25 protein-coding genes and 1 pseudogene are annotated in these 25,631 nt (G+C 73.4%); 14 read left to right on the top strand and 12 right to left on the bottom strand.

The window, feature by feature from the left end:
- Positions 1–119 precede the first annotated feature (119 nt).
- Positions 120–1,244, bottom strand: a complete 1,125-nt coding sequence (locus ACIQKA_RS01000; RefSeq protein WP_402539581.1) for a hypothetical protein — start codon at positions 1,242–1,244, stop codon at positions 120–122.
- Positions 1,244–1,924, bottom strand: a complete 681-nt coding sequence (locus ACIQKA_RS00995; protein WP_383151257.1) for an RNA polymerase sigma factor — start codon at positions 1,922–1,924, stop codon at positions 1,244–1,246. Before ACIQKA_RS00995 ends, ACIQKA_RS01000 begins: the two co-directional genes overlap by 1 nt.
- A 404-nt stretch (positions 1,925–2,328) precedes the next feature.
- Here ACIQKA_RS00995 and ACIQKA_RS00990 point away from each other — a divergent pair, with 404 nt between their 5' ends.
- Positions 2,329–3,084, top strand: a complete 756-nt coding sequence (locus ACIQKA_RS00990) for a Clp protease N-terminal domain-containing protein (RefSeq protein ID WP_391093423.1) — start codon at positions 2,329–2,331, stop codon at positions 3,082–3,084.
- Positions 3,085–3,130: 46 nt separating this feature from the next.
- On the opposite strand, the gene ACIQKA_RS00985 is transcribed toward ACIQKA_RS00990, so the two are convergent.
- Entirely contained in the window at positions 3,131–3,706 is a 576-nt protein-coding gene (locus ACIQKA_RS00985) for a hypothetical protein (protein WP_383151189.1), read from the bottom strand.
- 303 nt (positions 3,707–4,009) lie between these two features.
- On the bottom strand, positions 4,010–5,620 hold the full coding sequence (locus tag ACIQKA_RS00980; protein WP_402539580.1) for a glycoside hydrolase family 20 protein: 1,611 nt from the start codon (positions 5,618–5,620) through the stop codon (positions 4,010–4,012).
- A 483-nt stretch (positions 5,621–6,103) separates the two neighbouring features.
- On the opposite strand from ACIQKA_RS00980, the gene ACIQKA_RS00975 reads away from it, so the two are divergent.
- The 6 genes from ACIQKA_RS00975 to ACIQKA_RS00950 all read left to right on the top strand — a co-directional run bounded on the left by ACIQKA_RS00975 (position 6,104) and on the right by ACIQKA_RS00950 (position 10,805).
- Positions 6,104–6,544, top strand: coding sequence for a 2-oxo-4-hydroxy-4-carboxy-5-ureidoimidazoline decarboxylase (locus tag ACIQKA_RS00975; RefSeq protein WP_383429443.1), 441 nt, complete (start codon positions 6,104–6,106; stop codon positions 6,542–6,544).
- Positions 6,545–6,736: 192 nt separating this feature from the next.
- A complete protein-coding gene (gene sdhC, locus ACIQKA_RS00970; RefSeq protein ID WP_356541453.1) occupies positions 6,737–7,117 on the top strand; it encodes a succinate dehydrogenase, cytochrome b556 subunit in 381 nt (126 codons plus the stop codon).
- An 8-nt stretch (positions 7,118–7,125) separates the two neighbouring features.
- Positions 7,126–7,602, top strand: a complete 477-nt coding sequence (locus ACIQKA_RS00965; protein WP_383151191.1) for a succinate dehydrogenase hydrophobic membrane anchor subunit — start codon at positions 7,126–7,128, stop codon at positions 7,600–7,602.
- A 24-nt stretch (positions 7,603–7,626) separates the two neighbouring features.
- Positions 7,627–9,381 (top strand): succinate dehydrogenase flavoprotein subunit, encoded by a 1,755-nt coding sequence (gene sdhA, locus ACIQKA_RS00960; RefSeq protein ID WP_391093426.1) that lies wholly within the window; start codon positions 7,627–7,629, stop codon positions 9,379–9,381.
- Complete coding sequence (locus ACIQKA_RS00955; protein ID WP_383151193.1) at positions 9,381–10,139, top strand: succinate dehydrogenase iron-sulfur subunit; 759 nt, start codon at positions 9,381–9,383, stop codon at positions 10,137–10,139. The genes sdhA and ACIQKA_RS00955 overlap by 1 nt, the downstream gene beginning before the upstream one ends.
- A 105-nt stretch (positions 10,140–10,244) precedes the next feature.
- Positions 10,245–10,805, top strand: a complete 561-nt coding sequence (locus ACIQKA_RS00950) for a hypothetical protein (RefSeq protein ID WP_391093428.1) — start codon at positions 10,245–10,247, stop codon at positions 10,803–10,805.
- 49 nt (positions 10,806–10,854) lie between these two features.
- Here ACIQKA_RS00950 and ACIQKA_RS00945 read toward each other — a convergent pair whose 3' ends face one another.
- Entirely contained in the window at positions 10,855–11,400 is a 546-nt protein-coding gene (locus ACIQKA_RS00945; protein WP_383151195.1) for a MarR family winged helix-turn-helix transcriptional regulator, read from the bottom strand.
- Positions 11,401–11,501: 101 nt separating this feature from the next.
- On the opposite strand from ACIQKA_RS00945, the gene ACIQKA_RS00940 reads away from it, so the two are divergent.
- Positions 11,502–12,737, top strand: coding sequence for an MFS transporter (locus tag ACIQKA_RS00940; RefSeq protein ID WP_402539578.1), 1,236 nt, complete (start codon positions 11,502–11,504; stop codon positions 12,735–12,737).
- An 18-nt stretch (positions 12,738–12,755) separates the two neighbouring features.
- On the opposite strand, the gene ACIQKA_RS00935 is transcribed toward ACIQKA_RS00940, so the two are convergent.
- Positions 12,756–13,535: an alpha/beta fold hydrolase gene (locus ACIQKA_RS00935; RefSeq protein ID WP_402539577.1), complete on the bottom strand. Its 780-nt coding sequence runs from the start codon at positions 13,533–13,535 to the stop codon at positions 12,756–12,758.
- A gap of 168 nt (positions 13,536–13,703) precedes the next feature.
- Between ACIQKA_RS00935 and ACIQKA_RS00930 the strand changes: the two genes are divergently transcribed.
- The 3 genes from ACIQKA_RS00930 (at position 13,704) to ACIQKA_RS00920 (ending at position 15,450) form a co-directional block, all read left to right on the top strand.
- A complete protein-coding gene (locus tag ACIQKA_RS00930; RefSeq protein WP_383151198.1) occupies positions 13,704–14,138 on the top strand; it encodes a hypothetical protein in 435 nt (144 codons plus the stop codon).
- 138 nt (positions 14,139–14,276) lie between these two features.
- Positions 14,277–14,702, top strand: a complete 426-nt coding sequence (locus ACIQKA_RS00925; protein WP_383151260.1) for a thiol-disulfide oxidoreductase DCC family protein — start codon at positions 14,277–14,279, stop codon at positions 14,700–14,702.
- A 10-nt stretch (positions 14,703–14,712) separates the two neighbouring features.
- Positions 14,713–15,450 (top strand): TetR family transcriptional regulator, encoded by a 738-nt coding sequence (locus ACIQKA_RS00920; RefSeq protein WP_383151199.1) that lies wholly within the window; start codon positions 14,713–14,715, stop codon positions 15,448–15,450.
- A 60-nt stretch (positions 15,451–15,510) separates the two neighbouring features.
- On the opposite strand, the gene ACIQKA_RS00915 is transcribed toward ACIQKA_RS00920, so the two are convergent.
- The 3 genes from ACIQKA_RS00915 to ACIQKA_RS00905 form a co-directional block, all read right to left on the bottom strand.
- Entirely contained in the window at positions 15,511–17,064 is a 1,554-nt protein-coding gene (locus ACIQKA_RS00915) for an ABC transporter substrate-binding protein (RefSeq protein ID WP_383151200.1), read from the bottom strand.
- A gap of 193 nt (positions 17,065–17,257) precedes the next feature.
- Positions 17,258–18,574 carry a metallophosphoesterase gene (locus ACIQKA_RS00910; RefSeq protein ID WP_383441674.1) on the bottom strand — a complete coding sequence of 439 codons (1,317 nt, stop codon included), beginning with the start codon at positions 18,572–18,574 and terminating at the stop codon, positions 17,258–17,260.
- A 21-nt stretch (positions 18,575–18,595) separates the two neighbouring features.
- Entirely contained in the window at positions 18,596–18,841 is a 246-nt protein-coding gene (locus ACIQKA_RS00905; protein WP_109185214.1) for an SCO4848 family membrane protein, read from the bottom strand.
- Here ACIQKA_RS00905 and ACIQKA_RS00900 point away from each other — a divergent pair.
- A pseudogene (locus ACIQKA_RS00900) lies at positions 18,780–19,823 on the top strand (D-alanyl-D-alanine carboxypeptidase); the annotation flags it as partial. The gene ACIQKA_RS00905 and the pseudogene ACIQKA_RS00900 overlap by 62 nt on opposite strands.
- 340 nt (positions 19,824–20,163) lie before the next feature.
- Here ACIQKA_RS00900 and ACIQKA_RS00895 read toward each other — a convergent pair.
- On the bottom strand, positions 20,164–21,249 hold the full coding sequence (locus ACIQKA_RS00895; protein WP_391093530.1) for a YhjD/YihY/BrkB family envelope integrity protein: 1,086 nt from the start codon (positions 21,247–21,249) through the stop codon (positions 20,164–20,166).
- Between the two features lie 227 nt (positions 21,250–21,476).
- Here ACIQKA_RS00895 and ACIQKA_RS00890 point away from each other — a divergent pair, with 227 nt between their 5' ends.
- Both ACIQKA_RS00890 and ACIQKA_RS00885 read left to right on the top strand, forming a co-directional pair.
- Positions 21,477–22,850: an FAD-binding protein gene (locus tag ACIQKA_RS00890; protein WP_391093435.1), complete on the top strand. Its 1,374-nt coding sequence runs from the start codon at positions 21,477–21,479 to the stop codon at positions 22,848–22,850.
- Positions 22,851–22,892: 42 nt separating this feature from the next.
- The gene (locus ACIQKA_RS00885) at positions 22,893–23,648 is read left to right on the top strand and encodes an SDR family NAD(P)-dependent oxidoreductase (RefSeq protein ID WP_383151204.1); all 756 of its coding nucleotides are present in this window, start codon (positions 22,893–22,895) and stop codon (positions 23,646–23,648) included.
- Between the two features lie 16 nt (positions 23,649–23,664).
- Here ACIQKA_RS00885 and ACIQKA_RS00880 read toward each other — a convergent pair whose 3' ends face one another.
- Both ACIQKA_RS00880 and trpS read right to left on the bottom strand, forming a co-directional pair.
- Positions 23,665–24,261, bottom strand: a complete 597-nt coding sequence (locus ACIQKA_RS00880; protein WP_383151205.1) for a 2'-5' RNA ligase family protein — start codon at positions 24,259–24,261, stop codon at positions 23,665–23,667.
- A gap of 128 nt (positions 24,262–24,389) precedes the next feature.
- Positions 24,390–25,403: a tryptophan--tRNA ligase gene (gene trpS, locus ACIQKA_RS00875; protein WP_383151206.1), complete on the bottom strand. Its 1,014-nt coding sequence runs from the start codon at positions 25,401–25,403 to the stop codon at positions 24,390–24,392.
- Positions 25,404–25,631: the final 228 nt, after the last annotated feature.

Raw genomic sequence — 25,631 nt, 5'->3', positions numbered from 1 at the left:
GGGGGAACGTGCCCCACCCGCGCCGGGTGCGCGGAGCCGCAGGTACGGGGGGAACCCCGGCTCGTCGCGCGGCCGATGACCAGTCGGCATTACGTACTGCGCCGACGGTCCGGAAAGTGTTACACCGCGAGCGGGAGGCGCGTCGTCGCGCCCGTCTCCGGGGCCGTCACGAGGGTCGTCGCCGTCGGGCGCGGGGTGTCGCCCCGGCCGTCCCCGCCCCCGTTCCAGTGGCTCCCGTTCTCGCCGCCGCGGGGGCCGTCGCCCTTCGAGCCGCCCTTCGAGCCGTCCCCGGAGCCGCCGTCCGAGCGTCCCCCGGAGCTGTTCCCGGGCGCGCCGGTGGCGCCGGAGAGGACGCGGTCGCAGTAGCGGCGCAGGGTCTCGCCGTTGCGCAGGGCGTCCGCGAGCCGGCGACGGCCGCCGTCGTCGAGCTTTCCCGAGCGGTACGCCCGGCAGGCCTCGACGGCCTTCTGCCGGAGGTCCGTGACGCCGTTCCCGTTCCCGCCTCCGTCCCGGTCCCGGCCGCGCGTGCGGTCCGGGTCCGGGGTCCTGTCCGTGCCCGCCGTACCGCGGCCGGGCTCCGGGACGTCCCGCTTCGGCCTGTCCGCTCCGCCGGTCTCCGGACGGCCGCCGTCGGGGGCCGTGGCGTCGGGGGCCGGGGAGTCCGTGCCGGCGGAGCGGGGCGCGCCGGACGTGCGGCCGCCGCCGGGCGACGGGGGGCCGGGTATCCCGGAGTCCTCGCGTATCTCGCCGGGCTCCGGCGAGACGAGCGGTCGGGCGGTCTCCCCGGCGGAGACGGAACTCGCGGGCGCGGGGCCCACCAGCGGGAGGACGCCGGTGCCCGTGGCGACGGCGACCCCGCCGACGGCGACGGCGGCGACCGCGGCGGCGAGGCCGTACCGCGCGGAGCGGCCCCAGCGGCGCGGGCGCGCGGCGGCGCGCGCGATCCGCACCCGGCCCAGGTCGGCGGGGGCGGTCTCCCCGGCTTCTCCCGCGTGCCCGGCGGCGTTCCCCCGCGCGGCGGGGGCAGCGGCGGCGCGGTCCGCCGTGGCCTCGCGGAAGGCGGCGAGGGCCGCGGCCTCTCCGGGCAGCGGGTCCCCGGCGACCGGGGTGCGGACCGCGTCGAGGGCCCCCGCGAGGCGCCCGGCCCGCAGGCGCGCGAGGTCGTCGGCGGGGTCGACGGGCTCGCCCCGGAGCAGTCGCTCCGCGGCCTCCTCGTCGAGCCACTGGTACCGCTCGTCGGCCATCACATGTCCTTCTGCGTACGCGGACGCGATTGCGTCACACCGCCGGGCGCCGCCGCTCCCGGTGTCCGGCCGCGCTGCGGAGGCACGCCGTCCAGGGGGACGACGGTCCCGCCGGCGCCGTCCGGGGCGGCCTCGACCCCGAGGAGTTCGGCGAGCCTCTTGAGGCCGCGGTGCGCGGCGGTGCGCACGGCGCCGGGGCGCTTCCCGAGGGTGTCGGCGGCGCTCCTGGCGTCCAGGCCGACGACGACGCGCAGCACGACGGCCTCGGCCTGGTCCTGCGGGAGCTGGGCGATCAGGTCCATGGTGTGGCCGGTGGCCAGGGCCTCCAGGGCCTCGCCCGCGGTGTCGGACTCGGCGGGCCTGTCGGTGAGCTCGGTCTCGTCGGCGCCGACGACGGGGCGGCGGCCGCGCATCCGTATGTGGTCGAGGGCGCGGTTGCGGGCGATCCGGGCGGCCCAGCCGCGGAAGCGGTCCGCGTCGCCGCCGAAGCGGTCGAGGTCGCGCGCGATCTGGAGCCAGGCCTCGGAGGCCACGTCCTCCGCGTCGGTGTCGCCGACCAGCGTGCGTATGTAGCCGAGCAGCCTGGGGTGCACGGCGCGATACACGGCACGGAAGGCGTCCTCGTCCCCGTGCTGTGCGGCGAGCACCGCGGCGGTCAGCTCCGCGTCGTCCCCCAGCACTCCCCAAACCCTGTTCGTCGGTCGCGTCGTCTCGTCGCGGCCGGTCACCGCCGCCACGCTGTCCAACACACCGGAACGCTACGTGGTGCTCCGGCACCTCGTCCACGCGGTGCCCGCCCCTTGTACAACTTGCAACCTTCCGGTGTCCGGAAGCGGTGTGACAGAAAGCGCACTTCCGGCGCTGAAAGGAGTACGGAGCCGTGCTGCGGCTCCGTGGAGGACGACCGGGGCCTCTCCTGTGGGGGGTGGCGGCCCCGGTCGTCTCTCCTTTTCCCGCGCCCCTTCCTCCGCGCCTCCCCTTCCCTTCCCTCTCCTCCGGCCTCCGGACCGCCCCGGGCGCGGCGCGCCCTCACGACTGTCAACCGACAGTTGACACCCGTGGGGTGTCAACCTAGGGTTGCCTCATGACGAATCCAGTCGTTCCGACCGTTCCCGTCCGTCTCGACGAGCTCATCGAAGCCATCAAGAAGGTCCACCCGAACGCCCTGGAGCAGCTCTCCGGCGCGGTCATCGCGGCGGACCACCTCGGCGACGTCGCCGACCACCTCATCGGCCACTTCGTGGACCAGGCCCGGCGCTCCGGCGCCTCCTGGACCGACATCGGCCGCAGCATGGGCGTCACCCGCCAGGCGGCGCAGAAGCGGTTCGTGCCGAAAGACCCCGACGCCGAGAAGATGGACCCGAACGCCGGGTTCGGCCGCTTCACGCCCCGCGCGCGGAACGTGGTCATGGCCTCCCAGAACGAGGCGACGGCCGTCGGCAACGCCGAGATCACCCCCTCCCACCTGGTGCTCGGCCTGCTGGCCGAACCCGAGGGACTCGCGGCGCACTGGATCGCCTCGCGGGGCGTGGCCCTGGACCGGGTGCGCGAGGCGGCGGCGGCGACCCTGCCGCCGGCCGTCGACGAGCCGCCCGCGCTCGTGCCGTACGACGCGGCGGCGAAGAAGGTCCTGGAACTGACGTTCCGCGAGGCCCTGCGCCTCGGGCACCACTACGTCGGCACCGAGCACGTCCTGCTCGCGCTCCTGGAGCAGGAGGACGGGGAGGGCGTCCTGAGCGGGCTCGGCCTCGACAAGGCGACGGCGGAACGGGAGATCTCCGAGGCGGTCGCCTCGATCGCGATCCAGGCGCCGGAGACGGAAACGGAGCCGGAGGCCTGACGGCACCCGGGGGGGCGGGGCCTCCCCGAGCGGAGGCCCCGTCCCCTCAGGCCGTGGTGCGCGCCCGGCGCGAGACGACCGCGCGCAGGACCCGGCCGCCCTCGACGGAGAGCTCGCGGGCCCGGCGCAGCCCGGTCGGGCCGTGGGCGGCCGATTCGAGGACGGCCCGCTGGCGGCGGAGCTCCCCGGCGAGCAGCGGGCCCGCGCCGTCGGCGTCCCCGGCGCGGCAGCGCTCGACGAGCGCCCCGTCGGCACCGGCCGCGTCGTACCGCCCGTGCAGGGCGAGGGCGGTGCCGGAGCAGACGCCGACCCAGGCGCGCAGGGACTCGGCCGACCAGGCGTCGGGGGCGGAGGCCAGCATGCCGCGCACGGACTCCGCCGCGTCCCCGCCGCCCTCGGCGTCCAGCTCGACGCGGGCCCTGGCGACGGCCTCGCCCCACGCGTCGCCGTCGGCGCGCGCGACGGCCGCCCAGGCGGGCCGCAGGGCGTCGCCCCGGTCGGCGGCGAGCAGCGGGAGGCAGCGGTCGAGACAGGCGAGGCCGGCCGCGGCCAGGCCCCGCTCGTCGGCCCCGTCGATCAGCTCCCGCAGGCTCCGGTCGTTCCCCGGCTTCCCCGACGTCATGGACGCCTCCTCGCCACCCGATGCGGACGCGACGCCCCCCTGAGGTGCCGGGGGTCGCCTTTTCGTCACTGTGTGGCCGGAATCATGCCAGTGAGGTCGGGCCGTTGCCTAGGGGTGTCTCGCCGATCGGGCCGGATCGGGGAGCGGCGTCCGGCGCCGTGCGCCGCGGGGCGGAGGAGGGAGTCGACGCGGGGCGTCGGCGACCGGCGACGACGCGGCGGGGTGCGGTGCCGGACGCCGCGAGCCCGGCACGATCGGCGAGACACCCCCCAGGGGCACGGAGTGATCACGCTCCGGACCCGTTCAGCGCACCTGCTCCGCCAGCGCCCGGAACCGGTCCCAGCTCTGCGTCGGCTTCGCCGGGTTCCAGACCTTCTGGGAGAGCGCCGCGAGGGGGAGGCGGATGCCCGCCGCCACCTGGGCCGGGGTCTGGGAGTTCGCCAGGTCGCACCAGACCGCGAAGCGGGCGCCGAGGATCTGGGCGTCGTACTTCGCCGGGACGGGAGCGGTGCCGCGCACGACGAGCGGGGTCCACTGCTCGTAGATCCGGCGGCCGGTGGGGTATGCGAAGTCGTTGGGCTCGCCGAGGACGTAGTAGAGGTACTCGTCGTTGAGGTTGACCATCTTCCGGCCCTGGCTCAGGTACGAGACGGGCTGCCGGGCGCCGATCTCCTTGCCCGTCCAGTACTCGACCTCCAGGTCCTTCGCGGCGTTCACGACCCCGCCCGTGAAGAAGCCGTCGTTCCAGGCCTTGAGGGTCTTGCCGGTGGGGCGGACGACGGCGGCGCGGTCGTTGAGCCAGCCGGTGGCCAGGTCCTGGACCCGGCCGGAGGGCCCGTACTTCGCCTTCGCGGCCCGCGCCAGCTCCGGGTAGGCGGCCTCGGGGTCCTTCGCCATGAGGGCCACGTACTCGTCGGCGCCGAGGTGCCAGTACGCGCCGGGGAAGAGCCGCGCGTACTCGCGCAGCAGGTCGTCGACGATCTTCGCCGACTCCGGGTTCGCGATGTCGACGGCGCCGCGCGGGGCCCGGCCGGTCGCGCTGCGGAGCTGGAGGTCCGGGTGGGCGGCGATGACGGCGCCGAGGTGCCCGGGGGAGTCGATCTCGGGGACGACGGTGACGTGCCGCTCGGCGGCGAGGGCCAGGATCCGCCGGACCTCCGCCTTGGTGAGGTGCTGGGCGGAGACCACCTCGGGGTGGCTGTCGGACGCGATGCGGAAGCCCTGGTCGTCGGAGAAGTGCAGTCCGAGCTGGTTGAGCTTGAGGTCGCCCATCTCCCGGATGCGGTCCTCGATCCAGGCGGCCGTGAAGTGCTTGCGGGCGGTGTCCACGTTCAGACCGCGCTGGGGCTTGGCCGGCCGGTCGTTCACCGTCCCCTCGGGCATCGCGCCGGTCGCCCTCACCGACTGCTTGAGGGTCCGGGTGCCGTAGAAGACCCCGGCCTCGTCGGGCCCGCTGATCCGGACCCGGTCGTCGCGGACGACGAGGGTGTACGACTCGGGGGCGCCCGTCCCGCCGAGGGCCAGCTCGACGTCCCCGGGTCCGGCGGCGACGGCGCCCCGGTACGGGATGCCCAGCTCGCCCGCTATCAGCTTCCCCTCGTCGGCGAGGCCGCCGCTGTTCGCGGCGATGACGACCCCGCCGGTGGGCGCCGGCTTCCAGCCGGGGCCGCGGGCGGCCTCGTGGGCGCGGACGGCCGGGACCGTGCGGGGCGCGCTGGAGAGCGGGTACGTGCGGGTCGGGGTCGGCGTCGGCGAGGGCGCGCTCGTGGGCGCGGCGGCCGTGGCCGAGCCGGGGGACGGGGCGGAGGCGGGGCCCGAGGCGGGCCCGCCGGAACAGGCCGCCGCGGTGGCCAGTGCCACCGAGGTCGCCAGGAGTGCGGGGCCCCGCCGGGGCCCCCGTATGGAGTACCGCATCAATCGGAATCCTCTCCTACGGATGACGGTCCGGCCAATCGGGCGACGGACGGACGGCCGAAACGGAACCACCACATCCGTCGCGGCGGGAACGCCGGAACCCCCCTCGCCGTCATCAAGGACGCCGGCGACGGCGGCGGGGACGATCGACACCCCGTCTTCACCCGCGGTCGGGCGACCGGAACCCCGGCGTCCATCAGATGTTCCGAAACTCTCCCTTCCGGGTGAAAATCGCGCACCCGTCGGACACTTCCCCCGTCCCGTCGATAACGTTCCGTCACGCCCACCCCATCCGTCCCGGAGTAACCGGAGCCCACGCTGACCAGCGACACCCACGTCCCCTGCCGGAAACCGGGCTCCACGGACACGCCTGCCATACCCGGCCCGCCCCCCGCGCCCCGGCGCGCCGGCGGCCCCGTCGGCGGTCCCGGCGGCCCCGCCGGCGGTCTCGTCGGCTTCAACGCGGCGCCCCCCGCCGAGGCCGTGGCCCTGCTGCTCTCCTGCTGCCACAGCCCCCGCTGGGCCGAACGGGTGGCGGCCCACCGCCCCTATCCCACGGTCGACGCGCTGCTCGCCGCCGCCGACGAGGCCGGCTACGACCTGTCCCGCGCCGATCTCGACGGGGCCCTGGCCGCCGAGTCCTCCGCGCTGCCGCACCCCGACGCCCCGCCGGCCGCCCGCACCGCGCTGCGGGCCGCGCACGCGGCGTACGAGAGCAGCTTCGGACACGCGTTCGTGATCAGCCTCGACGGAGTGCGCCCCGGGGAACGGCTCGACCAGGTCCTGGCCGGAATCCGGTCACGTCTCGGCAACGAACCGGAGGAGGAGCGGGTGATCGCGGCCGAGGAACTGCGCCGACTCGCCCGCGCCCGGCTGGCCTTCCGGCTGGCCGAGGGGCTCACACCCCGGCACCCCGGGGCGTGATTCCGTCCGCAATGCGGTGATTCCGTCCCGTGCGATAGCCCGTCCGTGCCTGTTTGATCACACCTATGGACCCCGCGCGAGCGAACCGACAACTCGTCGCTACGATGACCGGGGCCGGTGGACCGTACCCGGCCGGGCCAGACCGACAGAGAAGCCGGCCGGCCCCGATCCCCGCTCCCGGAGGGTTTTTCCGTGCCGGCTGGAACGCTGTACCGCGGCCGGGAAGGAATGTGGTCCTGGGTGGCTCATCGAGTCACCGGCGTCCTCATCTTCTTCTTCCTGTTCGTACACGTCCTTGACACCTCTCTCGTCCGCGTCTCCCCCGAGGCCTACGACGAGGTCGTCGCGACCTACAAGACGCCGATCGTCGCTCTGCTCGAGTACGGCCTGGTCGCCGCCATCCTCTTCCACGCGCTGAACGGCCTCCGGGTCATCGCCGTGGACTTCTGGTCCAAGGGCCCGCGCTACCAGAAGCAGATGCTCTGGACCGTCGTGGGCATCTGGGTCGTGCTGATGGCGGGCTCGCTGTACCCCGTCCTCGGTCACGCCGCACGTGAACTGTTCGGGAGCTGACGCCAGACATGTCGACTGACACCACCTCCGCGATCGGCCCCGTCGAGGGCGGCCACCCCTACGACGTGGACAACCCCGCGCCGTACATCGAGCCGCCCCGCAAGCGCACCGGCAAGACCCCGCGCGCGACCCGCGGCAACTTCGAGATGGCCGCGTGGCTCTTCATGCGCCTCTCCGGCGTCGTCCTCGTCGTCCTGGTCATCGGCCACCTGCTGATCCAGCTCTTCCTGGACGGCGGCGTCTCCAAGATCGGCTTCGCCTTCGTGGCCGGCCGCTGGGCGTCCCCGTTCTGGCAGGTCTGGGACCTGCTGATGCTCTGGCTGGCCATGCTGCACGGCGCCAACGGCCTCCGCACGGTCATCAACGACTACGCGGAGCGGACCAACACGCGTCTGTGGCTCAAGGGCCTGCTGTACACCGCCACGGTGTTCACCATCCTTCTGGGCACGCTGGTGATCTTCACCTTCGACCCGAACATCCGCTAGGCACGGGGCTGAGGTAATCCACTCATGAAGATCCACAAGTACGACACCGTCATCGTCGGCGCCGGCGGCGCCGGCATGCGCGCCGCCATCGAGGCGACGAAGCGCAGCCGCACCGCCGTGCTCACGAAGCTCTACCCCACCCGCTCCCACACGGGCGCCGCGCAGGGCGGCATGGCCGCCGCGCTGGCGAACGTGGAGGAGGACAACTGGGAGTGGCACACCTTCGACACGGTCAAGGGCGGTGACTACCTGGTCGACCAGGACGCCGCCGAGATCCTGGCGAAGGAGGCCATCGACGCCGTCCTCGACCTGGAGAAGATGGGCCTGCCGTTCAACCGCACCCCGGACGGCACCATCGACCAGCGCCGCTTCGGCGGCCACTCCCGCAACCACGGCGAGGCCCCGGTCCGCCGGTCCTGCTACGCCGCGGACCGCACCGGCCACATGATCCTCCAGACGCTGTACCAGAACTGCGTCAAGGAGGGCGTGGAGTTCTTCAACGAGTTCTACGTCCTGGACCAGCTGATCACCGAGGTCGACGGCGTGAAGCACTCCGCCGGCGTCGTCGCCTACGAGCTGGCCACCGGCGAGATCCACGTCTTCCAGGCCAAGGCCGTGATCTACGCGTCCGGCGGCACCGGCAAGTTCTTCAAGGTGACCTCCAACGCGCACACCCTGACCGGTGACGGCCAGGCCGCCTGCTACCGCCGCGGCCTGCCCCTGGAGGACATGGAGTTCTTCCAGTTCCACCCGACGGGCATCTGGCGCATGGGCATCCTGCTCACGGAGGGCGCCCGCGGCGAGGGCGGCATCCTGCGCAACAAGGACGGCGAGCGCTTCATGGAGAAGTACGCGCCGGTCATGAAGGACCTCGCGTCCCGCGACGTCGTCTCCCGCTCCATCTACACGGAGATCCGCGAGGGCCGCGGCTGCGGTCCCGAGGGCGACCACGTCTACCTGGACCTGACGCACCTCCCGCCGGAGCAGCTCGACGCCAAGCTGCCGGACATCACCGAGTTCGCCCGTACGTACCTCGGCATCGAGCCGTACACGGACCCGATCCCGATCCAGCCCACCGCGCACTACGCCATGGGCGGCATCCCGACCAACGTCGAGGGCGAGGTCCTCTCGGACAACACCACCGTCGTCCCGGGCCTGTACGCGGCCGGCGAGGTCGCCTGCGTGTCGGTGCACGGCGCCAACCGCCTCGGCACCAACTCGCTGCTCGACATCAACGTCTTCGGCAAGCGGTCCGGCATCGCCGCGGCCGAGTACTCCGCCAAGGCCGACTTCGTCGAGCTGCCGGAGAACCCGGAGTCCCTCGTCGTCGCGCAGATCGAGAAGCTGCGCGACTCCACGGGCAGCGAGCGGGTCGCCGACCTGCGCCGCGAGCTCCAGGAGACGATGGACGCCAACGTGATGGTGTTCCGCACGGAGCAGACCATCAAGACGGCCGTCGAGAAGATCGCCGAGCTGCGCGAGCGCTACGAGAACGTGTCCATCCAGGACAAGGGCAAGCGCTTCAACACCGACCTCCTGGAGGCCATCGAGCTGGGCAACCTGCTCGAACTGGCCGAGGTCATGGCCGTCTCGGCCCTGGCGCGCAAGGAGTCCCGCGGCGGTCACTACCGCGAGGACTACCCGAACCGCGACGACGTCAACTTCATGCGTCACACGATGGCGTACCGCGAGGTCGGCAAGGACGGCTCCGAGACCGTGCGTCTCGACTACAAGCCGGTCGTCACGACCCGCTACCAGCCGATGGAGCGTAAGTACTGATGGCTACTCCCGTACTGGACAAGGTCGAGAAGGACTCCGCCGCCTCGCCGTACATCACGGTCACGATGCGGATCCGCCGCTTCAACCCCGAGATCTCGGACGCGGCGGTCTGGGAGGACTTCCAGATCGAGATCGACCCCAAGGAGCGCGTGCTCGACGCCCTCCACAAGATCAAGTGGGACGTCGACGGCACGCTGACCTTCCGCCGGTCGTGCGCCCACGGCATCTGCGGCTCGGACGCGATGCGGATCAACGGCAAGAACAGGCTCGCCTGCAAGACGCTGATCAAGGACATCAACCCCGAGAAGCCGATCACGGTCGAGGCCATCAAGGGCCTGACGGTCCTCAAGGACCTGGTCGTGGACATGGAGCCGTTCTTCCAGGCGTACCGGGACGTCATGCCGTTCCTGGTCACCAAGGGGAACGAGCCGACCCGCGAGCGCCGGCAGTCCGCCGAGGACCGCGAGCGCTTCGACGACACCACCAAGTGCATCCTGTGCGCCGCGTGCACGTCGTCCTGCCCGGTCTTCTGGAACGACGGCCAGTACTTCGGCCCGGCCGCCATCGTCAACGCGCACCGCTTCATCTTCGACTCGCGCGACGAGGCCGGCGAGCAGCGCCTGGAGATCCTGAACGACAAGGACGGCGTGTGGCGCTGCCGCACGACGTTCAACTGCACGGACGCCTGCCCGCGCGGCATCGAGGTCACCAAGGCGATCCAGGAAGTGAAGCGCGCGCTCATCACGCGTCGTTTCTGACATCGCGGTCACGACGGGAAAGCCCGCTTCTGTACGCTCGGCGTGCGGGGGCGGGCTTTCCCGTCCGCACGCGCCGGTGTGTGTCGTTGTGGAGAGCGGGGACTGATGAGCGAGCCGAACCCTTACGCGGACGGCGAGTACAGGTGGGGACCGGGGCAGCCGCCGGGGCAGGGCGGCGCGCCCGGGACGCCCGGGTACGGCCACCCGCAGGGCGCGACCCCGCCGTACGGCTACCCGCAGGCCCCGGCGTACCGGCCGACGCTGGCCGACGGCGTGCCCCTGGCGCCCGCGCCGCAGCAGTTCCCGCCGGTGCCGTTCGGGGCCGCGCCGGTGCTCGCGATCGGTGACATCACGGTCGTCGGCGACCGGATCGTCACGCCGGCCGGGTCGATGCCCCTGAAGGGCGCGGTGTGGAACGCGATGGACATGTCGCGGACCGAGGAGAAGATCCCGACGGTCGCGATCGTGCTCGCGGTCGTCTTCACGCTGCTGTGCCTGGTGGGCCTGCTGTTCCTCCTGATGAAGGAGAAGAGGACCACGGGCTTCATCCAGGTCACGGTGACCAGCGGGGGCCGCCACCACGCCACGATGATCCCGGCGACGGGCCCGGACACGCTCCACTGGGTGATGGGCCAGGTCAACTTCGCGCGCTCGCTGAGCGTCTGACGGGCCGTCCTGCGGGCGCCCGTCCCCGGTCCGCCGGAGGGAGGGTTCCTCAGGCGTGCCAGGGGTCGGAGGCGTCGCCCGCCTCGGCCGCCACCATCACGCGGCGCAGCATGTCGTTGAGCAGGGCGCGCTCCTCGGGGGCGAGGACGCCGAGGAGCCGGTACTCCTCGTGGCCGAGGACGTCCATCGCGCCGAGCCAGGTCTCGCGGCCGGCGGCGGTGAGCTCGACGACGACCCGGCGCCGGTCGGTGGTCGACCGGGTGCGCCGGACGAAGCCGCGCTTCTCCAGGGCGTCGAGGCGGCCCGAGACGGAGGCGGGGGCCAGGTCCAGGTCCTGCGCGAGTTCGGAGGGGGCGGCGCTGCCGCCGCGGCCGGCCAGCTTGTGGAGCGTGTCGAACTCGTGGCGCTCCAGGTCGAAGTCGACGAGCGACTGCTCCCTGACCCGGCGCAGATGGACCGAGAGCTTCTTCATCCGGGTGACCGCGCCCTCGACGACGGGGTCGAGGCCGGGCAGGACGGGCTGCCAGCGGGCGACGTGTCCGTCGGTCCAGTCGCGCGGTTCCGGGGGAGCGGGGAGCGCGGGGGTCGGGTCCATGGGGCGATCGTACGTCGGAACGGGCACGTGACACCCTCTGGATACTTCGGCGCCTAATATTTCGTTGACGAATCATTCGCTGCCGAAATACCCTTCGCGCCATGCCCGCCGCTCCCGCCGCCACGGCGCCCGCGCCCGTTCCCCACCCCCTGCGCACCCGCTCCTTCCGCCTCCTCCTCACCGGCCGCGCCCTCTCCCTCCTCGGCGACGCCGCCATCCCGGCCGCCCTCGCCCTCGCCGTCCTGGAGGCCACCGGCTCCACCTCGGCGCTCGCCCTGGTCCTCGGCTGCGCGATGGTCCCCAAGCTGCTCCTGCTGCCGCTGGGCGGGGTCGTCGGCGACCGCTTCGACGCGCGGACGGTCGCGCTCACCACCGACCTCGTGCGCTGCGCCACCCAGCTCGTCGTCGGCCTCCAGCTCCTCGGCGGCTCCCCCGGCATCGCCGTGCTCGCGGTCGCGGAGGCGTGCGGCGGGGCCGCCGGGGCCTTCGCCATGCCGACCGGCGCGCCGCTGCTGAAGGGCACGGTGGAGGCCGGCGCGCTGCACCGGGCCAACGCGGCGATGGGGGTGGCCCAGAGCGCCACCCGCCTCGCGGGCCCGGCGCTCGCGGGCACGCTGGTCCTCACGGTGGGCGCCGGCTGGGCGTTCGTCCTGGACGCGGCGACCTTCGGCCTCAGCGCCCTGCTCCTGACCGCCGTCCGGGTGAAGCGGGTGCCGGTCCCCCGCCGCTCGCTCCGCGCCGACCTCGTCGAGGGCTGGCGGGAGGTCCGCTCCCGCGACTGGTACTGGACCAGCCTCGTCGGCCACGGCGCCTGGAACGGCGCCGCCGCCGTCCTGATGACCCTCGGGCCCGCCGTCGCCGTGCAGCGGCTCGGCGGCGGCACCACCTGGGTGGTCCTCCTCCAGGTCGGCGCCGTCGGCTTCCTCCTCGGGGCACTGCTCGCGGGCCGCGCCCGCCCCCGGCGCCCGGTCCTGACCGCCAACCTCGGACTCGCCACGTACGCGCTGCCGCTGGCGCTGCTCGCCGTCGCCGCGCCCGCGCCGGTGACGATCGCGGCCTACGGGCTCGCGCAGGCGGGGCTCGGCTTCCTGTCGCCGGTCTGGGAGACCGCCGTCCAGCGCGCGGTGCCCGCCCACGCGCTCGCCCGCGTCACCTCGTACGACTGGCTGCTCTCGCTGGCCGCGATGCCCCTCGGCTACGCCCTGGCCCCGCTCGCCGCGGCGGCCTGGGGCCCCGGAGTGCCCCTGGCCGCCGCGGCGGTGGTGGTGGGCGGCTGCTGCCTGGGGACGGCGCTGGTGCCGGGCGTGCGGAGGTTCACCCGGGACCCGGCCGCCTGACGGGCCCGGGCCCCCGCCTCAGGGCGCGGTCGGCGCCAGGGCCTCCGCCAGGAAGTCCACGAGGAGGCGGGCGGTCTCCTCCGGGCGCTCCAGGGCGGGGAGGTGGCCGGCCCAGTCGAGGTCGAGGCGGCGGGCGGCGGGCAGGAGGCGGGCCAACTCGTCGGCGGCCGCCCGGAAGTCGGGGAGGTCGTGGGCGCCGACGGCCACCAGGGCGGGGGCCCGGACGCCGGCGATCTCGTCCCGGGTCACCCCGGGGTCGACCGGGTCGTACTCCTCGGGGGCGGCGAGCTGCACCTCGAAGGCGCGGCGCTGCGCCTCGCGGACCAGCGCGCGGGCCCGCTCCCCGGCCTCGGGGCCGAGCCAGGTGCCGACGTTGAGCTCGACGGCGGCGTCGAGGTCGCCCGCGTCGAGGAGCGCGTCCTCGCGGTCGCCCCAGGCCTCCAGCTCCGCGCTCGGCTCCATGCCGGGCACGCCGGAGGCGAGCAGGGCGAGGGCCGCGACCCGTCCGGGGTGGCGGGCGGCGAACTCCAGGGCGACCTCGCCGCCGAAGGAGGAGCCGACGACGGCGACGCGGTCGGCGCCGAGGTGGTCGATCAGGTCCCGGACGTCCTCCGCGTGGGTGTGCGGGGCGTCGATCGGGGACTCGCCGAAGCCGCGGAGGTCGCAGCGGACGACACGGTGTCCCGCCTCGGCGAGCGCGGAGAACTGCACGTCCCACATCCGGCGGTCGCAGACCCCGGAGTGCAGCAGGACGACGGTCGAGGGGCCGGTACCGGCCAGGTCATGAGAGAGCGTCACCCGCGCGACCCTAGGCGGCCGGGGACACGGGCGGCCATCCCTTTCCCGTCCGCGCCCCCCTTCCGCGCGGCCTCCCCGCCCCCTCCCCTCCTATGACTTGAACACGTTCAAGATGAGGTCTACAGTCATGACCGACAGCTTTTGAACGCGTTCAAGGGAGGGTGGGGCATGGACCTCACTGTCGTCGCGTACATCGTCTACCTGCTGATCAGCGTGGCCCTGACCGTCTGGGTCGCCCGCACGCTCAGCCGCAACGGAAGGATCTTCCTGGCAGACGTCCTGCACGGGAACGAGAAGCTCGCGGAGGCCGTCAACCACCTCCTGGTGGTCGGCTTCTACCTCGTCAACTTCGGCTTCGTCGCCCTCTACCTGGGCCAGGACGAGGCCGTCCTCGACGCCCGGGCGCTCTTCGAGGCCCTCTCCGTCAAGCTCGGGGTCGTCCTGCTCGTCCTCGGCGTGATGCACCTCGGGAACGTGTACGTGCTCAACAAGATCCGCCGGCGCGGGGTCATGGAGCGCGAGCAGGTGCCGCCGGTCGGCCCGCAGGGCTGGACCACGCCCCCCAAGGCCGGCCCCTGGGCCCCGCCCGCGCCGCAGGGCTGAACCGCCGTGCCGACCGCACCCGGAGAGGACGCCCCCGCGCCGGAACACGCACCGGCCTTCGTACCGGCTCCCGCACCGGAGCACGCACCGGCTCCCGTGCAGGCTCCCGCGCAGGCGGCCCACGCGCCGCGGACGCCCGTGAAGCGCCTGACCGTGCTGTACGACGCCGACTGCCCGCTCTGCGTGCACCTGCGGCACTGGCTGCTGCGGCAGCGGCAGCTCGTCCCGCTCGACCTGGTGCCGGCCGGGTCCCAGGAGGCCCGGCGCCGGTTCCCGGCCCTCGATCACGCCGCCACCCTGCGGGAGATCACGGTGATCGGGGACCGGGGCCAGGTCTACCGGGAGACCGCCGCCTGGATCGTCTGCCTCTGGGCACTGGCCGAGCACCGGCCCAGGGCCCACTGGCTGGCCACCCCCGCCGGGCAGCCCTTCGCCCGGGCGACCGTCCTGGCCGCCGCGAAGTGGCGCGAGGCGCTCAAGGGACCCGGCCGGGTCCCCGCCGGCGGCCCGGGTCCGGACGGCTGCGGGGACGGGCGCTGCGAAGTGCCCGGTCCGCCCCGTTAGGCTCGGCCCCGTGAAGGACGTGAAGGAAGAGAAGAAGGCCCCCAAGAGCGAGCAGACCCGCACGCTCATCCTCGAAACCGCGCTCCGGCTGTTCAAGGAGCGCGGTTACGACAAGACGACGATGCGGGCCATCGCCCAGGAGGCCGGAGTCTCCGTCGGCAACGCGTACTACTACTTCTCCTCCAAGGAGCACCTGGTCCAGGGCTTCTACGACCGGATCGCCGAGGAGCACCAGGCGGCCGTCGAGCCCCTCCTGGCCGGGGACGAGAAGGACCTGACGGCCCGGATCCGGGGGGTCTACCTCGGCTGGCTGGACATCGCGGAGCCGTACCACGAGTTCGCCGCCCAGTTCTTCAAGAACGCCGCCGACCCGGACAGCCCGCTCAGCCCGTTCTCGCCCGAGTCGGAGGGGCCGCGCGAGGCCGCGATCGAGGTGCAGCGGCGGGTCATCTCCGGGGCCTCGGTGAAGGTCGACCCGGAACTGGCCGAGGCGCTGCCGCAGCTCCTGTGGCTCCAGCAGATGGGCCTGGTGCTCTTCTGGGTGTACGACCGGTCGGAGGGCGCCGCCAACAGCCGGCGGCTCGTGGAGCGGCTCGCCCCCGTCACCGCCCGCGCGATCTCCCTCTCCCGCTTCCGGATCCTGCGCCCGCTGGTCAAGGAGACCCACGAACTGCTCGCCGACTTCATGCCGACGGCGGCCGGGATGGCGGCCTCGGGCAGGCCGAAGCGGGCGGGCGCCAAGCGGTAGGGACGCCGTGGGGCCGCACTCGGGACGAGTGCGGCCCCACGGCGCGTCACCGCCGTACCGCTAGATCCAGCTCAGTTCCCACAGGCGCCAGATGCCGGTGCCGTCCGTCAGGTACTGGGAGCCCGCGACCGCATCGGTGGAGAGGACGTAGTCCTTCTTCTGCCACAGCGGCACGAGCGGGACGTCGGTGGCGACCTCGCTCTGGATCGCCTTGAAGTCGCCCGTCGTCCGGGAACGGTCGCTGTGCTGCTGGGTCGAGGCGATCAGGGAGTCGATCCGCCTGTTGGAGAACCCGTTGTGCAGGGTGTTCCCGGTGCCGACGAGCGGCGCGGTGAAGCTGTCGGAGTCGGGGAAGTCGGGGAGCCAGCCGACGGTGTACGCGTCGAAGGCGCCCTGCGCGTACTGCTTCTGGAAGTCCTCCCACTTGACCTCGACGGTCTCGACCGAGAACAGGCCGGTCTCCTCCAGCTGCCGCTTGATCTCCTTGGTCTCGGCGGCGTAGGTGTCGTCCTTGCGGAAGCCGAAGGTGAACTTCACCGGGGTCTCGATCCCGGCGGCCTTCAGGATCTGCTCCGCCTTCTTCCCGCTCGGCTCCGGGTAGACGTCGTAGAACGCGGTGCTGTGGCCGACGAAGCCCTGCGGGATGAGGGAGTACAGCGGCTCGACCGTGCCCTTGTAGGCGCCGGTGGTGATCGCCGGGCGGTCGAGGACCGCCGCGACGGCCTGCCGCACGGCCTTGTCCGCCATGGGCGTGCCGGGCCGGACGTTGAAGTTGATGTTGCGGATCTCGGCGCTCTCCGCCTCGGTGACGCGGGTGCCGTCCGAGGTCTCCAGGGCGGAGACGAAGTCCGGCGGGAGCTGGCGGTGCGTCACCTGGACGTTCTTGGCCTTCCAGGCCTCGGCCAGCTCCTCGGACTTGGCGTAGTACTTCACGAGGACCGGACGGCCGGCCTTGGTGATGGCGCCCTTGTAGTTCGGGTTGGGCTCCAGGAGGGCGGACTCTCCCGGCTTGTACTCCTTGAGGACGTACGGCCCCGAGCCGTCGACCGCCGCGTCGGGACGCAGCTTCTTCTCCGGGTAGCGGTCGCGGTCCACGATCGACCCGGCGCCGGTGGCCAGCTTCAGCGGGAACGTGACGTCCTTGGCGCCGAGGTGGAACGTGACGGTGCGGCCCTCGGAGTCGACGCTCTTCAGCGTCGGGAAGAGCGGCTGCGGACCGACGTCCGTCTTCATCCCCAGCATCCGCTCGAAGGAGTACTCGACGTCCTCGGCGGTCACCTTGCGCCCGTTGGAGAAGGTGAGGTCGTCGCGGAGCGTGCACCGGTACGTGGTGAGTCCGGTGCCCACGAACGCGCAGCTCTCGGCGGCGTCCGGGACCGGCTCGGTGAAGCCCGGCTTGAACGTCAGCAGCGACTGGTAGACGTTGCTGTAGATCGCCCAGGATCCGGCGTCGTAGGCGCCGGCCGGGTCGAGGGAGGTGATCTCGTCGGTGGTGCCGACGGCGATCGGATCGGTGCTGGCGCCGTCGGAGGGCAGGAGTTGCCAGCCCCCCGCTCCGGCCGCCACCAGTACTCCACAAGTGATGAGGATCCGCAGACGGACCGTCGACCGCATTGCCGTGCTTCCTTTTTTTGGTGCCACCCCAGGCGCGGCGCCCCCCGGAACCACCGCGATGGCGTCATCCCATCACACGGTTTTCACAAGTGGAAGGGAAAACTTTCACAGCACAGGTATATGTCCGGGATATGAGAATTTAAGCCGATGAGCAGCACGTATCACTCTCGGTGCGGGGAGTGACGGGTCCCCTTTAGGCCTGTTTCGAGGCGAGTTCGACGACGGTGATGTCGGAGGGAGCGCCGACCCGGACCGGGGGTCCCCAGGCGCCCGCGCCCCGCGAGACGTAGAGCTGGGTGTCGCCGTACCGTTCGAGCCCGGCGACGGTCGGGTTGGCCAGTTCGGCGAGGAGGCTGCCGGGCCAGAGCTGGCCGCCGTGGGTGTGGCCGGAGAGCTGGAGGTCCACGCCGTGGCGCACGGCGTCGTGGACGACGATCGGCTGGTGCGCGAGGAGGACGGCGGCGCGGGCCCGGTCGCGGTCGCCGAGGGCGCGTGCGAAGTCGGGGCCCCGGCCCTCGCTCTCGCCCGCGACGTCGTCGACGCCCGCGAGGTCGAAGCCGGCCGCGATCTCCAGGCGCTCGTTGCGCAGCGGGCGCAGGCCGAGCTCGCGCACGTGGTCGACCCAGGCGTCGGCGCCCGAGAAGTACTCGTGGTTGCCGGTCACGAAGAAGGAGCCGTGACGGGCGCGGAGCCGGGCGAGCGGCTCGGCGGCGGGGCCGAGGTTCTCGACGGTGCCGTCGACGAGGTCGCCGACGACCGCGATCAGGTCGGGCTGGGTGGAGTTGATCGTGTCCACGATGCGCTGGGTGTGGGCGCGGCCCAGGATCGGGCCCAGGTGGATGTCGGACACGACGGCGATCCGGTAGCCGTGCGCGGCGCGCGGGATCTTGGCGAGCGGCACGGTGACCCGCTTGACGCGGGGCCCGCGCAGCACGCCGTACGTGCCGTACCCGACGGTCCCGAGCGCGACGGCGGCGGCGGTGCCGCCGACGACCCGGGAGACGAAGAGCCGCCGGGAGGGGTCGGCGGGGCCGGTCGGGTCGTCCGGTCCCGCCGGGGCGACGGGGCCGACGGGGGTGGCCGGTCCCGCCGGGGCGGTGGGCGCGGGGGCCGGGGCGGTCTCCGCGACGGGCTCGGCCACTGCGGCCGCCACCGGTACGGGTTCGGGCCCGGGGGCCGCGGCGGCGGGCGCGCGGCGGGCGAGCCGGGCGTGCAGGAGCGGGCGGACGGCCTCGCCCACCACCAGGGCCAGGACCAGGTACAGCAGGACGGCGAGCCACATCTGCCCCGGCCAGGCGATCACCTGCTGGAGCCGGAAGGGCACGCCCGCCCGGGCGGAGACCAGGGCCGCGACCGAGAGCAGCGGCAGGACCACGACGGCGGCCGTGCCCAGCCGGCGCGGCAGCCCGCCGGGCACCGTCACGTCACGGACGAGCCGCCGCCACACGTACCAGTGGACACCGCCGAGCAGCGCGAGGACCACGACCAGGACCAGCAGGAAGACGACCACGCCCCGGAACTCCTTCTTCTTCTAGGCGCCCGTGCGGCGCGCGGCGCGCACCCCGCGCAACCCGAGGACGCCGATCACCGTCCCCAGGACAAAGGACGTGACGGCAAGCAGCAGATGAACCCAGAAGTAGGCCGTCGGGTCGCCCGCGTCGTCGAAGGCGAGGCCGCTCCCGTCGTTCCAGAGGTTCTTTACGAAGGTGATCCAGATGAACCAGCTCCACACCCCGAACGCGAGCAGGAACCAGGAGACGCGACGGCTGAGCTTCATGGCCCCAGTATCGCCGTCGGCCCTCGGGCGGCCGCGTCCGGGTGGACGGGTGGGTTCGAATGGCCTGCCGGGGTTCGGATCCCTGTTCCGTACCTGTACGTTCACGACCGTGTCTGCTTCGAAGAAGACCGCTCGGGCGGTCGCCGCTGCCGTGTTCCTTCCGCTCGTCCTCGCCGCGCCCGCGGCCCACGCCGACGGGAAGGACGAGAAGGTCGAACAGGCCGTCCAGGACACGCAGCCCAAGCCCCCCGCCGTCATGTCCACGGTCGGCGGCTCCCTGCTCGGCAGGCCAGGGACGCAGGTGCGGCTCGGGGCCGGGGCGCCCGTGCTGCCGAAGGAGCTGTCGGGCCGGTCCTGGATCGTCGCCGACGCGGAGAACGGGCAGGTCCTCGCCGCGCACAACGCGCACTGGCCGCTCGCCCCCGCCTCCACCCTGAAGATGCTCTTCGCGGACACCCTGCTGCCGAAGTTCCCCAAGACGCAGAACCACCTGGTCACCAGCCAGGACCTGGCGGGCATGGGCGAGGGCTCCAGCCTGGTCGGCGTCAAGGAGAAGCAGACCTACAGCGTCCACGACCTGTGGCTCGGCGTCTTCCTGCGCTCCGGCAACGACGCCGTACACGTCCTGACCAACATGAACCACGGCCTCCAGCAGACCGTGAAGGACATGAACGACCAGGCGGTCGAGCTCCAGGCGCTCGACACCAAGGTGGTCTCCCCCGACGGCTACGACGCCCCGGGCCAGGTCTCCTCCGCGTACGACCTCACCCTCATCGCCCGCAGCGGCATGACCAAGCCGGACTTCCGCGAGTACGCCGCCACCTCCCGCGCCGCCTTCCCCGGCATACAGAAGCCCGGCGAGAAGAAGCGCGAGACCTTCGAGATCCAGAACACCAACCGGCTCCTCACGGGCGACTTCGGCATCCCCCCGTACCAGGGCGTCGCCGGGGTCAAGAACGGCAACACCACGCACGCGGGCGCGACCTTCACGGGGGTCGCGGAGCGGAACGGCAGGGTCCTGCTCGTCACCGTGATGAACCCCTCCTCCAAGGAGCAGCACGCGGTCTACCGGGAGACCGCCCGGCTGTTCGACTGGGGCTTCGCCGCGCTCGGCAAGGTGGAACCGGTGGGCGAGCTGGTGCCGCCGCTCTCGGCCCGTACGAAGTCGCCCGGGTCCGACGGCGCGGCGGATCCCGCACCCGGCAAGAACGCCCCGGTCCACCCCGTCCAGGCGATCGCGGCCGGCAGGTCCGGCGGGGTCGGGACCGCGCTGGCCGTGGTCGGCGGGGTCCTCGCCCTCCTCGCGGGCGCCGTGTTCCTCGTCAACCGCCGCTGGCCGACGGCCGTGTCGGCGGCGCGTCGCGGCGGCCGGGAGCAGGACCGGGGCCAGGAGCGGGGCCGGGATCAGGAGCGGGGCCGGGGCCGGGATCAGGACTCGGGTCGGGAGAAGGAGCAGGAGAAGGAGCAGGAGTCCGGTCCCGGGAAGGGGACGGGGACGGGGACGGAGAAGAAGACGGAGGCGGGGAAGTAACCCCCTCCGGGCCCGCCGCCTTCTCCTTCCGGGACGAGGCCGCCGCCGTCCACGCCGCGCAGAACAGCAGCAGCTTCGCGGTGAGGTTGATCCAGAGGAGCAGGGCGACGGGGACGCCGAACGCCCCGTACATCGACTTCGCCGCGACCCCCTTCATGTAGCCGCCGAGCAGCAGCTTGAGGAGTTCGAAGCCGACCGCGCCCATCAGCGAGGCCACCACCAGGTCCCGGCGGGGCGGCTCGACGCCCGGCAGCAGGGACAGGACGTACAGCAGGATCAGGAAGTCGGCGACGACGCCGACGAGGACGGCGGCGGTCTGGAGCAGGACGCCGCCCGCCCCGCCCTCGGAGACGCCGACCTGTTCGGCGCTCCAGCCGACGGCGGTGGAGCCGAGCCAGGAGGCGGCGAGCGAGCCGAGGGCGACGCCGCCGAGGCCGACGAGGATCAGCGCGTCCTTGCCCTTGAGCAGGACCGGGTTGCCCTCGATGTCGTCGAGGCCCCACACCGCGCGCAGGCACTCCCGCATGGAGCCGATCCAGCTGATGCCGGTGAAGAGGAGCAGGGCACCGGCGACGATCCCGACGGTGCCGGCGTTGTCGACGAGTCCGCCGATGTCGAGCTGGTCGGAGATGCCGGGGACCTGCTCCCCGATCTTGTCCTCGATCCGGTCGAGCTGCTCGTCGCTGAGGAGCGCGGCGCCGACCGCGGCGGCGACGGTGATGAGCGGGAAGAGGGCGAGGAAGGAGAGGAAGGTGATCGCCGCGGCGAGCCGGGTCCAGTGGGCCCGGTCGAGGGTCTCGTAGGCGCGCCAGGCGTGGGTGCGCATGAGTCGGGTGACCCAGGGGCCGATGACGGGGAGCTTGGTCAGCCAGTCCATGTCGTGCGTGTACCCCTCGATGCGTGCGCTGCGCGGGTGGCCGGAGTACGAGAATCCCCCCACCGGGCCCTCCCGTGCGCGATCGACATGCGCGGGTGGAGCGGGGCCGGATGCCGGGATTCTCTTCCTACCCTCACTCCGTCCGATCATCACCCCTTTCGACGAACCGCCAAGCGACAGGGGGCAATGCCGACATACACGGCACATTCGCCTATACGGTCGGCTCCATGGCTGTCGAGACCCGCGTCCCGGACGACGACTGCGAAGCCCTGACCGGCTGGGGCCGCACCGCCCCCACCCTCGCGCGCGTGTACCGGCCCCGCGGTCCCGCCGAGGCCGCCGCCGCCCTCCGTGCTCCCGGCGCCCGGGGCGCCGTCGCCCGCGGTCTGGGGCGCTCCCCCGGCGACGCCGCCCGGAACGCCGGCGGCACCGTCCTCGACATGACCGGCCTCGACCGGATCCGCGCCGTCGACGCGCGCGCGGGGCTCGTCGACTGCGAGGCGGGCGTCAGCCTGCACCGGCTGATGGAGGTCCTGCTGCCGCTCGGCCGGTTCGTCCCGGTCGTGCCCGCCACCCGGTACGTGACGGTCGGCGGCGCTGTCGCGGGCGACGTCCACGGCGGGAACCAGCACGCCGTCGGCTCCTTCGGCCGGCATGTGGTCTCGCTCGAACTCCTCACCCCCGACGGGGAGACCAGGACGGTGCGGCCCGGCACCCCGCTCTTCGACGCCACCACCGGCGGCCTGGGCCTGACCGGCGTGGTCCTCTCCGCCGTCCTGCGGCTGCCGGCCGTCGAGACCTCCCTGATGCGCGTGGACACCGGGCGGGCCCGCGACCTCGACGAGCTCCTCGCCCTGCTCGACGGGGGCGACCGCCCGTACCACCACGCCACCGCCCGGATCGACCTGCGCGCGCGGGGCGCCGCCACCGGCCGGGCCGTCCTCACGCGCGGCGACCCCGCCCCGTACGACGCGCTGCCCCGCCGCCATCCGGCCCGCCGCGCGCCGCTCGCCTTCCGGCCCGTCCGGCTGCCCGCCCCGCCGCGCGTGCCCGGCGGGCTGCTCGGCCGCGCCTCCGCAGGGCTCCTGGGCGAACTCCGGTACCGGGCGTCGCCCCGCGCGGAGACCGGCCGGCTCCGGCCGCTGTCCGGCTTCTTCCACCCCCTCGACGCCGTCCCGCACTGGAACCGGCTGTACGGGCCCGGGGGTTCCGTCCCGTACCGGTTCGTCCTCCCGCACGGGCGGGAGGAGGTGCTCCGGGGGATCGTGCGGCGGATCGCGGGGCGGCGCTGGCCCGTGCTGCCCGGCGTCCTCCAGAGGTTCGGTCCGGGCGGTCCGGGGCCGCTCTCCTTCGCCCTGCCCGGCTGGTGCCTGGCCCTCGACCTGCCGACCGGGATCCCCGGGCTCGGCGCCTTCCTCGACGCGCTCGACGAGGAGGTCGCGGAGGCGGGCGGGCGGGTGCACCTGGCCGGGGACTCGCGGATGCGGCCGGAGGTGCTGGCCGCGATGTACCCGCGGCTCGGCGAGTTCCGGGCGCTGCGGGCCGCGCTCGACCCCCGGTCCGTCCTCGTCTCGGACCTCTCCCGCCGCCTCGGCCTGTAGGACCCCCGCAGGCCCCCTCCAGGACCCCTCTAGGAGCTGATCGTGAAGGACGCCTTCGGCGCACCGCAGTCCCTGCTCGTCCTCGGCGGCACCTCGGCGATCGGGCTCGCCACCGCCCGCCGGATGATCGCCCGGCGCACCCGCGCGGTCCGCCTGGCCGGGCGCCCCTCCCCCGCCCTCGACGCCTCCGCCGCGTCGCTGCGGGCGCTGGGCGCCGAGGTGCGGACGGTCCCGTTCGACGCGCTCGATCCCGGGTCGCACGAGGAGCGGCTCGGCCCGGTCTTCGCGGAGGGCGACGTCGACGTGGTGCTGCTGGCCTTCGGGGTGCCGGGCGACCAGGCGCGCGACGAGTCCGATCCGGTCGCCGCCGCCCGGGTCGCCGGGACCAACTACACCGGCGCGGTCTCGGCGGGCCTGGTGTGCGCGGGCGCGCTCCAGGCGCAGGGGCACGGCTCGCTCGTGGTGCTCTCCTCGGTGGCGGCCGAGCGGGCCCGCCGGGCGGACTTCATCTACGGCTCGTCGAAGGCGGGGCTCGACGTCTTCGCCCAGGGACTCGGGGACGCGCTGTACGGGACGGGGGTGCACGTGATGGTGGTGCGGCCCGGCTTCGTGCGGTCGCGGGCGACGGAGGGGCGGCCGGAGGAGCCGTTCGCGACCACCCCGGAGGCGGTCGCGGGCGCGATCGAGCGGGGGCTGCTGCGCCGCTCGGAGACGGTGTGGGTGCCGGGGGCGCTGCGGATGGTGACGGCGGCGGTGCGACACGTGCCGAGGCCGCTGTACCGGCGGCTGCCGGTGTGAGCCCCGCGGCGGTCCCTCAGGGGCTCGGCGTCGTCGTCGGCGTGTCGACCGGGCTGCCGCCCTGGGCCGGGACGGCGGGGGTCGGCCGGCCGCTGCCGAACTCGTAGTCGTACAGCTTGCGCCACACCTGGTCCGCGCCCTGCTCGTACAGCGCGAAGGAGCGGCAGGTCCAGGCCGCCTCGTAGTCGGCGAGCTCCTCGTAGGCCCGGTCCATCCCCTCCTCGGAGATGCCGTGCGCCACGGTGACGTGCGGGTGGTACGGGAACTGGAGCTCGCGCACGAGCGGGCCCGCCTCGTCCCTGATCCGCTGCTGGAGCCGGTCGCAGGGGATGACGCCCTCGGCGAGCATGACGTAGACCACCGGGGAGAGCGGCCGGAAGGTGCCGGTGCCCTTCAGGCGCACGGGGAAGGGCTGGTGGCCGGCGGCCACGCGCGCGAGGTGCGCCTCGATCTCCGGCAGCCGCTCCCGGGGCACCTCGGTCGGCGGGACGAGGGTGACGTGGGTGGGGATGCCGTGCGCGGCCCGGTCCCCGAAGCCGGCGCGCCGCTCCTGGAGCAGGCTGCCGTAGGGCTCCGGGACCGCGATCGAAACGCCGAGCGTTACGGTCCCCACGTCGTTCTCCTCCGTCGTCTCGGTGCGTGTCGGTGCGTGTCGGTGCCGTCGCGCGTGCGGGTGGGCGTGCGGGTGGTGCAGCCGCCAGTGTGCGGCCTGCACCACCCTCGTGGCCAGGGTCCCAGGACTCAGTGCTTGGCGGGCAGGAGGCCCATCCGCTCGTACGTCTGCGCCAGGGTCTCGGCGGCGACCGCGCGGGCCTTCTCCGCGCCCTTGGCCAGGACGGAGTCCAGCGTCTCCGGGTCGTCCAGGTATTCCTGGGTGCGGGTCCGGAACGGCGTGACGAAGTCCACCATGACCTCGGCGAGGTCCGTCTTGAGCGCGCCGTACATCTTGCCCTCGTAGTCCCTCTCCAGGTCGGGGACGCTCTTCCCGGTGAGGGTGGAGAGGATGCCGAGGAGGTTGGAGACGCCGGGCTTGTCCTCCGGGTCGAAGCGGATCACCGTGTCGGTGTCGGTGACGGCGCTCTTGACCTTCTTCGCGGTGACCTTGGGGTCGTCCAGGAGGTTGATGAGGCCCTTCGGCGTGGAGGCCGACTTGCTCATCTTGATCGACGGGTCCTGGAGGTCGTAGATCTTCCCCGTCTCCTTCAGGATGTGCGGCGAGGGGATCGTGAAGGTCTCGCCGAAGCGCCCGTTGAACCGCTCCGCGAGGTCGCGGGTCAGCTCGATGTGCTGGCGCTGGTCCTCGCCGACCGGGACCTCGTTCGCCTGGTAGAGCAGGATGTCCGCGACCTGGAGGATCGGGTACGTGAAGAGGCCGACGGTGGCGCGGTCGGCGCCCTGCTTGGCGGACTTGTCCTTGAACTGGGTCATGCGGGAGGCCTCGCCGAAGCCGGTGAGGCAGTTCATGACCCAGCCGAGCTGGGCGTGCTCGGGGACGTGGCTCTGGACGAAGAGGGTGCAGCGCTCCGGGTCGAGGCCGGCGGCGAGGAGCTGGGCGGCGGCGAGCCGGGTGTTGGCGCGCAGCTCGGCCGGGTCCTGCGGGACCGTGATCGCGTGCAGGTCCACGACCATGTAGAAGGCGTCGTGCGTCTCCTGGAGGGCGACCCACTGGCGGACGGCGCCGAGGTAGTTGCCGAGGTGGAACGAGCCGGCGGTGGGCTGGATTCCGGAGAGCACACGGGGACTGTCAAAGGCCATGCACATCATTCTCTCAGGTGCGGGACGGGTCCCCGCCCGACCGGTGCGACGGGCGCCGCCCGGCCGGTGTCCCGGGGGCCGTCCGGCCGGTGTTCCGGGGGTACGCGCGCGGGGGCGCGGCTCCGGTCGCGGCGGCCGTGGCCCGTGGCGGATGAGACCAGGAACACAGTGCGCGCGACGGTCCGCGCCCCCGCGCCGGCGGTCGCCGGATCGGCCGGGCGGGCCCGG

The sequence above is a fragment of the Streptomyces sp. NPDC092045 genome (assembly GCF_044756005.1).
In the GTDB taxonomy this organism is placed as follows: domain Bacteria; phylum Actinomycetota; class Actinomycetes; order Streptomycetales; family Streptomycetaceae; genus Streptomyces.
This window is presented reverse-complemented; position numbering and strand designations above follow the sequence as displayed.